Origin of the sequence: Bifidobacterium amazonense, from assembly GCF_018555435.2 — a bacterium.
GTDB lineage: Bacteria > Actinomycetota > Actinomycetes > Actinomycetales > Bifidobacteriaceae > Bifidobacterium > Bifidobacterium amazonense.
The window spans coordinates 1-13,369 of the sequence record NZ_JAFEJT020000008.1 but is presented as its reverse complement, the minus strand read 5'-3'; the positions used below and the strand labels follow the sequence as shown (position 1 = coordinate 13,369).

Annotated in this window: 5 protein-coding genes, 1 rRNA gene and 1 pseudogene; 2 read left to right on the top strand and 5 right to left on the bottom strand. The window is 66.2% G+C overall.

What is annotated here, in order from left to right:
* The first annotated feature begins 13 nt into the window (after positions 1–13).
* Both JS533_RS03215 and JS533_RS13765 read left to right on the top strand, forming a co-directional pair.
* Positions 14–1,303, top strand: a complete 1,290-nt coding sequence (locus tag JS533_RS03215) for a DUF58 domain-containing protein (protein WP_241513090.1) — start codon at positions 14–16, stop codon at positions 1,301–1,303.
* Positions 1,300–3,036: pseudogene (locus tag JS533_RS13765) on the top strand (transglutaminase-like domain-containing protein); the annotation flags it as partial. The gene JS533_RS03215 and the pseudogene JS533_RS13765, both read left to right, overlap by 4 nt.
* An 845-nt stretch (positions 3,037–3,881) precedes the next feature.
* On the opposite strand, the gene JS533_RS03205 reads toward JS533_RS13765, so the two are convergent.
* The 5 genes from JS533_RS03205 to rrf form a co-directional block, all read right to left on the bottom strand.
* Complete coding sequence (locus JS533_RS03205; RefSeq protein ID WP_241513089.1) at positions 3,882–7,892, bottom strand: DNA-directed RNA polymerase subunit beta'; 4,011 nt, start codon at positions 7,890–7,892, stop codon at positions 3,882–3,884.
* A 183-nt stretch (positions 7,893–8,075) separates the two neighbouring features.
* Positions 8,076–11,606, bottom strand: coding sequence for a DNA-directed RNA polymerase subunit beta (gene rpoB, locus JS533_RS03200; protein ID WP_241513132.1), 3,531 nt, complete (start codon positions 11,604–11,606; stop codon positions 8,076–8,078).
* A 250-nt stretch (positions 11,607–11,856) separates the two neighbouring features.
* Positions 11,857–12,057: a hypothetical protein gene (locus JS533_RS03195; protein ID WP_241513131.1), complete on the bottom strand. Its 201-nt coding sequence runs from the start codon at positions 12,055–12,057 to the stop codon at positions 11,857–11,859.
* On the bottom strand, positions 12,050–12,208 hold the full coding sequence (locus JS533_RS03190) for a hypothetical protein (RefSeq protein WP_241513088.1): 159 nt from the start codon (positions 12,206–12,208) through the stop codon (positions 12,050–12,052). Before JS533_RS03190 ends, JS533_RS03195 begins: the two co-directional genes overlap by 8 nt.
* A gap of 1,042 nt (positions 12,209–13,250) precedes the next feature.
* A 5S ribosomal RNA gene (gene rrf / locus JS533_RS03185) occupies positions 13,251–13,367 on the bottom strand.
* Between the last annotated feature and the right edge of the window lie 2 nt (positions 13,368–13,369).

Here is a 13,369-nt window from a genome sequence, read left to right as displayed (position 1 = left end):
AAAGGAGGCTGCGATGGGCCGTCATCGCGCATCGCACGTGGATCGCGGCAACGGCGCGCGACCGCAGGCGTCGCCGCTGGGGTGGCTGTGCGCGTCGTTCGGGGTGCTGGGTATGCTCGCGTTCCCGTTCACCGGATGGTCGGAGTCGCTGTCGGCCGGCATCGTGCTGACGTCGCTGTCCGTCATGGCCGCCGTCATGTCGCGCGTGACCGCATGCGGGGAGATGTCGGTCGACGTGTCCGCCACGCGTCTGGCCGTGGGAGACCGTCTCGACGTGACGGTAAACGTGAGGAACCCCGGCGCATCGGCCATGCCGGCAGGTCAGGCGCTGCTGGTCATGGGAACGGGGACCTTGCGCATCCGCGTCCCCGGACTGGGGGCCGGACGGACGGCCACGGTGCGGCTGCAAGCCGATACGAGCACCCGTTGCGTGATGGACGTCGGACCGGTTGTGGTCCGTACCGGGGATCCGTTCGGGCTGATGCACGGCGAGCGGCGGCTGGGCGGCACCCGCCGCGTGTCCGTGCACCCGCGCACCGTCCGGTGTCCGCTGCCGGACACCGGGGTCCGCCATGATCTGGACGGCAGGCCGAACGGCCGTACCGTCGACGACGATCTCGACTTTCAGGGGCTTCGCGAGTACCGTCCCGGCGACGACCTGCGCGCGGTGCATTGGCTGAGCACGTCGCGCATGGGCACACTGATGGTCCGGCAGTATGAGGCGTCCTGCCGGGTCGATACCGATCTGATGCTGGATGCCGGCGAGGAGGGCTATGCCGATGACGCCGAATTCGAGCTTGCGGTCGGCGTGTTCGCGTCCATCGGCGTCCAATGCCTGCTGTCACGTCGTCCGTTGACCGCCGAGGCCGGAGGGGCGAGCATCCGCCCCGGCAGCGTCGAGGAGTTCCTCGACTTCTGCAGCGCGATCACGACGATGCCCGCAGGTGATCATGCCGGACCGCATGCCGTAACGGGCCGCCACGTCCTGTCCCGCCAAGAGCCGCGTGCGTTCCGCCCCGCTTCTCCCGTCCTGCAGTGCACGGTCATCGGTTCCGCTCATGATCCCGCGGTCTGCGCCGAACGGTCCGCGCGTCTTCTCGGTCCCGCCGGCCTGGTGCTGCAGACGCTGCGGCGGTCTGATCCCACAGGGCAAGACCTTCCCGTCGGATCCGGCTCAGGTCCCGGCTCAGGTTCCGTCTTCGGCAGCGACGTACGGTTCCGTCCCCTGCCCATGTACGGCACCATGGTGGCGTGCATCGGCACGCTCGACGAATTGCCCATGATCTTGGAGGCCCTGCCATGAACGCATCATCCCCGTCCCGCGCATCCAGGCGTTCCGCGCAATCCGCGTTCGAATGGCGTGCGCTGCCCGTGGCGGGCATCGTCACGCTGCTGGCGGCGTCGAATCTGATCGACGTGTATGGCTCAGCGGCGCTCTGGGCGTTCGCCGCCCTGCCCGCGGTAACGATCGGCCTGTTGGCCGCCGGATGGGTCAGATCATGGGGCGTCTGTCGGACGATGACCTTGCCCATCCTGGCGCAGGGGCTGTCCGGACCGCTGCTGTCGTTGGCCCGGGGCGGGTCCGGGGCGAGCGCCCTTGCCCGCGGGTCTCCCGCGCCTGTCTCATGGCTGGCCGCGGCATGGTCGGGCTGGACGGATGCGGCCGCATCGTTCACCTATCTGATCGCCGTGGAGCCCCCGGTCGGCTCGTCGCACGGATGCCTGTCCGCGGTGTGGACGATCTGCCTGTGGTCGTCCCTGCTGATCGCCGTCTGTCTGGCCGCTTCCGCGGACGGCTCCGTCCCCGCGCTGGTGGCCGGCTGGTCGTGCGGCGCCGCCGTCTTCGCCCTATGCGCCTTGCTGGGCACGTCGGATGGCGTCCGCCGCACGGCGTGCGGCATGATCGCGGCCATGCTGCCATTGTTGTGGCACGCATGCCGGAATCGGCTGTGGGATTCCCACCGGCTGATGCCGGCCGTGGCCATGCTGGTCGCGGCCGGCCTGCTGGCTGCGGGGGTCTGCGCCTGGCCATCGGCGCGACGTCTGGCGCTGCGCGACCGGTATGAGCCTCCGCTGGAGTCGTATGCCCGTACCAGTCCGCTCAGCGGCATGCGCGGGCTGCTGAAATACCATCACGACGACGTGCTGCTCACCGTCACCGGTCTGCCGGCGGGCACGCCGATCCGTCTGGCGGTGATGGATGACTTCGACGGCAACATATGGCGCCTGTCCGATCCCTCGGACGGAGATTCGTCCGCCCGGTACCGGCTGGTCGGCGACGGCGTGTCCCCATCCGGCGGCTCGAGCCGTTCCGCCGGATGCGTCCGGTTTTCGGCCGAAGTCACCGTCGGACGCGGGCTATGGGACCATTGGCTGCCGATCGCCGGCACGGCGCATGCCGTCGAGATCACGGCGGCCGGGCATGCTGACGGACCGGGTGCGGACGAGTCGAGCATGCATGTTCCGAATGTGTACTACAACGACATCTCGCGTGCGGCGCTGCTGTCCGTCGAGCCGGCAGAGGGGCTCTCGTATGCGCTGGCGGGCGTCACCGACCCGCAGGTCTCCGACGAGGAGGTGTCCCAAGCCTTCGCCGCCGAGCCGGACCGGTCGGCTGCGACCGATGTTCCCGATGCGTTGGCCGCGTGGGCGGAGGCGACGGCGGCCGGGCATGGCACGGATGGCGCCGCGGCGCTTGCGTTGCGTGATTCCCTGCGCACGGACGGCTGGTTTTCGGACGGTTTGGCGGACGACTACCCGTCCGCCGCCGGGCATGGCCATTACCGTCTGTCCATGATGTTCGGCGAAGGGCCGATGGTCGGCAACAGCGAACAGTACGCGTCCGCGATGGCGTTGGCCGCGCGCGTGCTCGGGATGCCGTCGCGCGTGGTGCTCGGCCTGTTGCCGAAGGACGAGCATGGCATGATCAGCGATGCGCGTACGGTTTCCCAGGAGAACGGCACGACCGTCACCCGGTTCACCGGTGCCGACGTGGCCGCATGGGTGGAGATCAGGTTCCGTGGTCTGGGCTGGGTGGCTTTGTATCCGACGCCGTCGGAGACGCGGATTCCGGATGACTCGACCGGCACCGCTTCTCCCGACCCGCTCACGCTGGTGAGGCAGCCTCCCCCGCCGCTGGCCGACCCGTTACGGGATGAGGTACGCAACCGTGCATCGTCCACGGTGGATGGTCAGGATGCCGACGAGGCGGGAACGGACACGGCGGCGCCGCACGGACCGTCCGTGGTGCGTGCGCTGACGCTGGCCGCATGGTGTTCCGGCCCGGTGTGGATCCTGCTGGCCGGATGCGGCGTCATCCTGTTGGTCAAGGAGCTGATGCTGCAGCAGCTGCGACGACGGGGCCCGCCGAACCGGCGCATCGTCGCCGGATGGTCGGCGCTGGTGACGTGGGCATGGCAGGGCGGCGTCGATCTGCCCGGCACCCGGCGGGATCAGGCCGGTCTGGCCGCGCATCGGTTCGGCATCAACCGTATGTTGCTGCGATCATTGCGCGACGAGGCCGATCATGCCGAGTATTCCGGCGAGACGGTGTCCGCGGATCGTGCGGAGGCCTATTGGCTGGCGTTGCTCGAGGCTCGCGCCGCGATGCTCGCCTCGCTGCCGTGGCCCAAGCGACTGCATGCGCGGCTGTCCCTGGCCCGTACACCGCGCACGTCACGTACGCCACGCCACACCGCCGGATCGTCCCGGCCTCGGTCACGACCGCCGAAAACGACGTGGCCCCGATCCCTTCACGGGATCGGGGCCACGGATCACACCATGTCGGCGTCTCGACCGACGCTTATCGGCCTATTCGTCCGGACCGCCCGCCGCCCGACGCGGCAGCAGATCCGAACGGACGTTCAGCGAACGGGCAACGGTCACTCGACGTCGTCCTGGCCGCCCTGGTCGTCCAGGAAGTCGTCCGGGTTGAAGTCGTCGCCGAGCTTCAGATCGCCGAAGTCGAGGTTCGCGAAGTCCACGTCGGACAGGTCGGCGTCGGAGAAGTCGGTGTCCGCGTCGGTGCCGCCGCCCAGACCGAAGTTCGGGTAGATGGTGTCGCGGATCGCCTTGTCGGGCTCGACCACGGCGTTGCGGTAGCGGGCGAGGCCCGTACCGGCCGGGATAAGCTTACCGATGATGACGTTCTCCTTGAGGCCCTTGAGGTCGTCGACCTTCTGGCTCAGGGCGGCTTCGGTGAGCACGCGGGTGGTCTCCTGGAAGGAGGCGGCGGACAGCCACGAGTCGGTGGCGAGCGAGGCCTTGGTGATGCCCATGAGCTCCGGGCGTCCCGCGGCCGGCTTGCCGCCGTTCTTCACGGCCTCCATGTTCGCTTCCTTGAAGCGCGCCTGATCGACCAGCTCGCCCGGCAGCAGGTTGGTGTCGCCGGAGTCGATGACGGTGATGCGGCGCAGCATCTGGCGCACGATGACCTCGATGTGCTTGTCGTGGATGTCGACGCCCTGGGAGCGGTACACGGTGTGCACCTCCTCCACGATGTTGACCTGCGCGGCGCGCGGGCCGAGGATGCGCAGGATCTTCTTCGGGTCGACGGAACCCTCGGTCAGCTGCTGGCCGGCCTCGACGTGCTGGCCGTCCTTGACGAGGAGCGGGGCGCGACGGGTCACCGTGTAGACGATCGGCTCGACGGTCTGGTCGTCCGGGGTCAGCGTCATCTGGTAGACGTGGTCGGCTTCCGCGTCGGTCTTGATCACGCCCGGGAACTCGGCGATAGGCGCCTCGCCCTTCGGGGTGCGGGCTTCGAAAAGCTCGGTGACACGGGGAAGACCCTGCGTGATATCGGAGGCCGCCGCGACGCCGCCGGAGTGGAAGGAACGCAGCGTCAGCTGGGTACCCGGCTCGCCGATGGACTGGGCCGCGACGATGCCGACGGCCTCGCCGACGTCCACCAGCTTGTTGGTGGCCAGCGACCAGCCGTAGCACTTGGCGCACACGCCGCGCTTGGACTCGCAGGTCAGCACGGAGCGGGCCTTGACCTCTTCGACGCCGTGCGCCACGAGGTCCTTGAGCACGTCCATGCTCAGCGCGTCGCCGCGCTTGTACAGCACGGTCGTGCCGTCGGCTGGGTCGATCACGTCGGCGGAGAGCAGACGGGAGTACGGACCGCCGTCGGCGGCCTTGACCAGCGTCAGCGTGCCGTCGGCCTGACGGTCGGCCACGCGCATCGGCAGGCCCTTCTTGGTGCCGCAGTCCTCCTCGCGCACGATCACGTCCTGGGAGACGTCGACCAGACGACGGGTCAGGTAGCCCGACTCAGCGGTACGCAGTGCGGTATCGGCCAGGCCCTTACGCGCGCCGTGCTCGGAGATGAAGTACTCCAGGACGGACAGGCCCTGACGGTAGTTGGACTCGACCGGTCGCGGAATGACTTCGCCCTTCGGGTTGTTCACCAGGCCTCGGATGCCCGCGATCTGGTTGATCTGGGTCATGTTGCCTCGTGCGCCGGACTGGACGATGATGGCCAGGTTGTTCTTCGGGTCGAAGTGCTTGACGACCGCGTCCGACACCTTTTCGGTGCACTTGGTCCACTCATCGATGATCGCCTGGCGACGCTCCTCCTCGGTGAAGAAGCCGAGGTCGTACTGCTGGTTGATCTTGTTGACCTGCGCCTCGGATTCGGCGACGAGCGCCTCGCGCTCCGGCGGCTCGGTGACGTCGGAGAACGCGAAGGTCACGCCCGACCACGGGGCGCGGGTGAAGCCGAGATCCTTGAGCGCGTCCAGCGTGGCGGCCACCTGGGCGGTCGAATAGCGGGTCGCGATGTCGTCGACGATACGCGAGAGGACCTTCTTCGGGGCCTGCTCGTTGACGAACGGGTAGTCGGTCGGCAGGGTCTCGTTGAACAGCAGTCGGCCCATCGAAGTGGCGAACAGGACGGTGCCGTCGGAGAAACGCTCCTCGTGGACGACCTCGGGGCTGCCCGGCTCCGGGTCCACGACAGTCACGTCGCCCGGCTCCCAGCCGGTCGGCAGCACGAAGTCGGAGGGCAAGCGCACGAGCACCTTGGCCTGCATGTCGATCTCGTGCAAGTCGAGCGCCATCTGCATCTCGGCCAGCGAGGAGAACACGCGGCCCTGGCCCTTGGCGCCCTCGGTCACGGTGGACAGCCAGTACAGGCCCAGGATCATGTCCTGAGACGGCATGGTCACGGTGTGGCCGTCGGCCGGCTTGAGGATGTTATCGGACGCGAGCATGAGCGAGCGGGCCTCGGCCTGCGCCTCCGCGCTCAGCGGAAGGTGCACGGCCATCTGGTCGCCGTCGAAGTCGGCGTTGAACGCGGCGCAGGCGAGCGGCGGCAGGTGGATGGCCTTACCCTCGACAAGGATCGGCTCGAACGCCTGGATGCCCAGACGGTGCAGCGTAGGCGCACGGTTGAGCAGCACGGGATGCTCGGCGATGACCTCTTCGAGCACGCCCCACACCTCGGTGTCGCCGCGGTCGACCATGCGCTTGGCGCTCTTCATGTTCTGCGCGTAGTTGAGGTCGACGAGACGCTTGATGACGAACGGCTTGAACAGCTCGAGGGCCATCGGCTTCGGCAGGCCGCACTGGTGCATGCGCAGCGACGGGCCGATAACGATCACGGAACGGCCCGAGTAGTCGACGCGCTTGCCGAGCAGGTTCTGACGGAAGCGGCCCTGCTTGCCCTTGAGCATGTCCGAGAGGGACTTGAGCGGGCGGTTGGACGCGCCAGTGACCGGGCGGCCGCGGCGGCCGTTGTCGAACAGGGAGTCGACGGCCTCCTGGAGCATGCGCTTCTCGTTGTTGAGCATGATCTCGGGGGCGCCGAGCTCGATCAGTCGCTTGAGTCGGTTGTTGCGGTTGATCACGCGGCGGTACAGGTCGTTGAGGTCGGAGGTCGCGAAGCGGCCGCCGTCGAGCTGGACCATCGGGCGCAGATCCGGCGGGATGACCGGGATCACGTCGAGCACCATGGCCTCCGGCTTGTTGCCGGTGGTCAGGAACGCGTTGACGACCTTGAGTCGCTTGAGCGCGCGGGCCTTGCGCTGGCCGGAGCCGGTGTCGATCTCCTCGCGCAGCTGCTTGGACGCGGCCTCGAGGTCGAAGTCCTGCAGGCGCTTCTTGATCGCCTCGGCGCCCATGCAGCCTTCGAAGTAGTCGCCGTAGCGGTCCTCCATCTCGCGCCACAGGTCCACGTCGCCTTCCATGTCGCCGGCCTTCAGGTTCTTGAAGCGGTCGAACACGGCGTTCAGACGCTGGATCTGGTCGTCGTAGCGCTGGCGGATGGCCGCCATCTCACGCTCGGCGCCGTTGCGCAGCTTGGCCTTGTTGGCTCCGGTGGCCTCGCCGGCCGCCTCGAGCTCGTGCAGATCGGCCTCGACCTTCCTGGCACGGTCCTCGATCTCGTTGTCGCGGCGCTTGGCGAGGTGGCTGATCTCGGTGTCGAACTCGTCCTGCAGGTCGGGCAGGTCCTGATGACGCTGCTCCTCGTCGACCTTGGTGACCATGTACGCGGCGAAGTAGATGACCTTCTCGAGGTCCTTCGGCGCGATGTCGAGCAGGTAGCCGAGACGGGACGGCACACCCTTGAAGAACCAGATGTGCGTCACCGGGGCGGCCAGCTCGATGTGGCCCATGCGCTCACGGCGCACGCGGGACTTGGTGACCTCCACGCCGCATCGCTCGCACACGATGCCCTTGAAGCGCACGCGCTTGTACTTGCCGCAGGCGCACTCCCAGTCGCGGGTCGGGCCGAAGATCTGCTCGCCGAACAGACCGTCCTTCTCCGGCTTGAGGGTACGGTAGTTGATCGTTTCGGGCTTCTTGACCTCGCCGTGGCTCCAGCCGCGGATGTCGTCGGCGGTGGCCAGGCCGATACGAAGCTTGTCAAATGCGTTGACGTCCAGCACTCTATTGTCCTGTCTGTGAAACTGTCTGTGAAACTATCTCTGTTGTCTGTGATGTCTGTGAGTCGGCGCACGGGGCGTCGCGCAAGTTCGCGCACGACGCCCGTCGCGTATCAGGCCGCCGCACCGGCCGGCCGATCCTCGCGAAAACCCGCAGGACCGGCCGGCCGAAGGGCAGCCGCGGAATCACTGGTACTCGGGCTCCGGAGCCTTCTGGTCCTCCTTGGCGGCCGCGTCGGGGCGGGCGCCGATGTTGAAGCCCAGATCGTCTCCGGCGGAGACCGGATCGTCGTCCTCGTCCTTCATGTCGATGGCCACGCCTTCCTCGTTGAGCACCTCGACGTTCAGCGACAGGGACTGCATTTCCTTGAGCAGCACCTTGAACGACTCGGGGATGCCCGCCGGCGGCAGGTTATCGCCCTTGACGATCGCGCCGTAGGCGCGCACGCGGCCGTCCACGTCATCGGACTTGGTGGTCATCATCTCGTGCAGCGTGTAGGCGGCGCCGTAGGCCTCGAGGGCCCACACCTCCATCTCGCCGAAGCGCTGGCCGCCGAACTGGGCCTTGCCGCCCAGCGGCTGCTGCGTGATCATCGAGTACGGGCCGGTGGAACGCGCGTGGATCTTGTCGTCGACCAGGTGGTGGAGCTTGAGCATGTACATGTAGCCCACGGAGATCGGCTTGCCGAAACGCTCGCCGGTACGGCCGTCGAACAGCCACGCCTTGCCGTCCTCGCCGACCATCTGGTCGCCGTCGCGGTTCGGCAGGGTGGACTTCATCAGGCCCTTGATGACCTCGGGCTTGACGCCGTCGAACACCGGGGTGGCCACCGGAGTGCCCGGCTCGCCCTTCTCGGCGCCTTCCGGAATGTACTTCTTCCACTCGGCCTCGAGATCCGGGTCGAGCGAGATGTCCCAGCCGGAGTGCGCGATCCAGCCGAGGTGCAGCTCGAGCACCTGGCCGAGGTTCATTCGCGAAGGCACGCCCAGCGGGTTGAGCATGATGTCGACCGGGGTGCCGTCCGCGAGGAACGGCATGTCCTCTTCCGGCAGGATGCGCGAGATGCAGCCCTTGTTGCCGTGACGGCCGGACAGCTTGTCGCCGACGGTGATCTTGCGGTGCTGCGCGATGTACACGCGGATCATCTGGTTGACGCCGTTGGGCAGCTCGTCGCCGTCCTCCTCGGCGTCCTCGCGGGTGATCTCCTTGACCGCGATGACGGTACCGGTCTCGCCGTGGGGCACGCGCAGCGACGTGTCGCGCACCTCGCGGGACTTCTCGCCGAAGATGGCGCGCAGCAGGCGCTCCTCCGGGGTCAGCTCGGTCTCGCCCTTCGGCGTGACCTTGCCGACGAGGATGTCGCCGGCCTCGACCTCGGCGCCGATGCGGATGATGCCGCGCTCGTCGAGGTTGGCCACCGCGTCCTCGCCCACGTTCGGCAGGTCGCGGGTGATCTCCTCGGCGCCCAGCTTGGTTTCGCGGGCGTCGATCTCGTACTCCTCGATGTGGATGGAGGAGAGCGTGTCGTCCTGCACGAGACGCTGCGAGATGATCACGGCGTCCTCGTAGTTGTAGCCGTTCCACGGCATGAACGCGACCAGCAGGTTCTTGCCGAGCGCGATCTCGCCCTTCTGGATGGCCGGGCCGTCGGCCAGCACGGTGCCGGCCTCGACGCGCTCGCCGCTCTTGATGATCGGACGCTGGTTGTAGCAGGTGGTCTGGTTGGAGCGCTGGAACTTGGACAGCTTGTAGCTGGACTGCGTGCCGTCGTCGTTCATCACGCGGATCAGGTCGGCGGACACGTAGATCACGACGCCCGGCTTGTCGGCGATGATCACGTCGCCGGAATCGTACGCGACGCGCCATTCGGAGCCGGTGCCGACGAGCGGACGCTCGGATTCGACCAGCGGGACGGCCTGACGCTGCATGTTGGTACCCATCAGCGCTCGGTGGCCCTCGTCGTGCTCGAGGAACGGGATCAGCGAGGCGCCGATCGAGACCATCTGACGCGGCGAGACGTCCATGTAGTCCACGGAGCTGACCGGGACGTCGACCGCCTCTTCCTCGTCGGCTCGCGCAAGGGCGACGTCGGAGACGAACTTGCCGCTCTTGTCGAGCTTCTGGTTGACCTGCGCGATGACATGGTCGTTTTCCTGGTCGGCGGTCATGTACTCGACGTCGTTGGTCACCTGGCCGTCGACGACCTTGCGGTACGGGGTCTCGATGAAGCCGAACGGGTTGACGCGGCCGAAGGTCGCCAACGAGCCGATCAGACCGATGTTCGGGCCTTCAGGGGACTCGATCGGGCACATGCGGCCGAAGTGGGACGGGTGCACGTCTCGCACCTCCATGGAGGCGCGGTCGCGGGACAGACCGCCGGGGCCGAGGGCCGACAGACGACGCTTGTTGGTCACGCCGGCCAGCGGGTTGTTCTGGTCCATGAACTGCGAGAGCTGCGAGGTGCCGAAGAACTCCTTGATGGTGGCGTTCACCGGGCGGATGTTGATCAGCGACTGCGGGGTGATCGCCTCGGAGTCCTGCGTGGTCATGCGCTCGCGCACGACGCGCTCCATACGGGACAGGCCGGTGCGAAGCTGGTTCTGGATCAGCTCGCCGACCTGGCGGATGCGGCGGTTGCCGAAGTGGTCGATATCGTCGGTCTCGACGCGCAGGTCGACGTCCTGGCCCTTGCGCTTGCCCGGGAACGTCGCCTCGCCGGCGTGCAGCGTCACCAGATACTTGATGGTGGCGATGATGTCCTCGCGCTTGAGCGAACGGTCGTTGATGTCGTGCTCGAGGCCGAGCTTGCGGTCGATCTTGTAACGGCCGACGCGCGCCAGGTCGTAGCGCTTGGTGTTGAAGTAGAAGGAGTCGAGCAGGTTACGGCCGGCCTCCGGGGTGGCGGTGTCGGACGGGCGGATCTTGCGGTAGAGGTCGGTGAGCGCCTCGTCCTGCGTGTCGACGGTCTCCTTGTCGAGCGCGTCGAGGACCAGCGGGTAGCCTTCGAACGCGTCGCGGATCTCCGGCTTGGTCATGCCGATGGCCATAAGGAAGACGATCGCGGACTGCTTGCGCTTGCGGTCGACGCGCACGCCGAGCACGTCGCGCTTGTCGATCTCGAACTCGAGCCACGCGCCGCGCGACGGGATGATCTTCGCGCCGAACACGTCCTTGCCGGAGGTGCGGTCGGTGGAGCGGTCGAAGTAGACGCCCGGGGAGCGCACGAGCTGGGAGACGATGACTCGCTCGGTGCCGCCGATGATGAAGGTGCCGTGCGGGGTCTGCAGCGGGAAGTCGCCCATGAACACAGTCTGGGACTTGATCTCACCGGTGTCGCCGTTCTCGAATTCGGCGTTCACGTACAGCGGCGCGGAGTAGGTGTAGTCCTTCTCCTTGCACTCCTGCACGGTGTGGCGCGGCTCCTCGAAGTACGGGTCCGAGAAGGTCAGGGACATGGTCTGGGCGAAGTTCTCGATCGGGGAGATCTCGTTGAAGACCTCGTCGAGGCCGGACATGTGCGGCACGGTGGTGGTGCCGTTCTTCTCATCCTCCTCGACGCGCTTCTTCCAGCGGTCGGAGCCGATCAGCCAGTCGAAGCTGTCGGTCTGCACGCCCAGCAGGTAGGGCACATCGATGGGCTCGCGGATGGAGCCGAAGTTCACACGGTCCGACGCCTTGTGCAGATCAATGTCGTGCTGGTCGGCGCGTGCGATCATGGTGGTGGTGTTCGTCGTAGCTTCAGTAGCCAATGGACGTTCCTTATCGCTCGCTTGTTCGTTCGATACTGTTGTTCCACGACAAGCGCCTTGCAGGCCGCCATATGCCTAGAATCGCGGGCGCTTCGTCTTTGTCAGCATGCCCGCCATATGACATGCATATACGCAAATATCAAACTATAGCACTACCGCAAGGATATGACAACTACCCCTTCCCCCTCGGCGAGTCTTCTCGAATACCTCGTCATAGCTACTCAACCTTCTTCTTACGCGGCCGCCCGCCACCGGCGCCTCGGCCAGGACGGTTGCGGTTCCATTCGTCGATGGTCTCGGGGAGCCAGCTTTTGGTGTCTCCAATGGTGGCATCAGGTTCAAGAAGCTTGTAGACGCTAGCGTTTTTGACTCCGAGTCGCTCTCCCACCTGCTTAACGCTGAGATAGTGTTCAGTCATCATGGTCTCCAAACAGGCCGAGGGTGCGACAGTCGACGCCTATGGCGATGGCGAACAGCGCCGTGATCCACGGAGCGGTTCCGGCGAATGCGCATGCGGCGGCGACGAGGGCGAAGGCGAGTCCGCCGAGTCCTTGGAGCTTGTGTTTCATGGTGTGGCGCGGGATGATGGTGTAGGGCCGAAGCCCCGGATAGGTCGAGAATCCGGGACTTCGGCTTTTCACTTGCGCTTGGGGTTCTTGCACTCATCTTATCATTTGATGATGTCAAATACCGAACCCAAGGAGTTCAGCATACCGCTAAACAGCTGTATTACGGATGTAATAACACTCTTTGATTGTCGCTTAAGGCCGTATCCACCTTACATCTTTAGGCGGTATTGATTTGGTGTCCCTCATCTCAGGTTGTCTCGCCCAGCACCAATCTTCCCTATGCAGTCCAAGGATCATCCCTGCCGGCGTGAGAACACCAATCCGGTCTCATGGTGCCGGTCCTCATCCCGGGATCATCCCCACATGCGCGGGGAACACCGCTATTGGCTGATCGAGCAGCCGTTGGGCGAGGGATCATCCCCGCATGCGCGGGGAACACTGGACGCAGTGGAAGGGCGGCGCTCCCGTCGAAGGATCATCCCCGCATGCGCGGGGAACACCGTCTGTAAAACGGTCGCATGAAGCTACACAGGGGATCATCCCTGCATGCGCTGTGTTCCACACCGATCCGTACGGCGACGCTTCCGTAGACGAGATCCATGCGATCGTCCGCGACCGTGGGAGTCTGCTGCACGCCGATGTGCTGATTCACGGGGATTACTGCCTGCCGAACGTGATCCTGGACGATTGGCGGTTCAGTGGTTTCGTCGATCTGGATTGCGCCGGTATGAGCGACCGGCATGTGGATGTGTACTGGGCGTTGTGGACGCTGCGATTCAATCTGCATACGGATGCATATCTGGAGCCGTTCCTGGATACGTACGGACGAGACCTCGTCGATGAGGAACTGTCGCGCATCATCGCCGCAGCGGAGGCATTTGGATAGTTGCCGGCACCGTCATCGCATACGCAACGGCGCGGTACTGCGCCCCTACCCAGGGGCGTGGCGGTTTTGTTCTTGCGTGTGTGTTTCGTTGTGGTGTGTGGGTATGAAAGGACCCCGGGAGCCGTGTGGCTCGACCGGGGTCCTCATCAAGTGTGAATGCGGCGGTGTGCTACTCTCCCACACTCTATCGGGTGCAGTACCATTGCCGTGCCAGGCCTTAGCTTCCGGGTTCGGAATGGAGCCGGGCGTCTCACCTGGGCCATGACCGCCGCAAA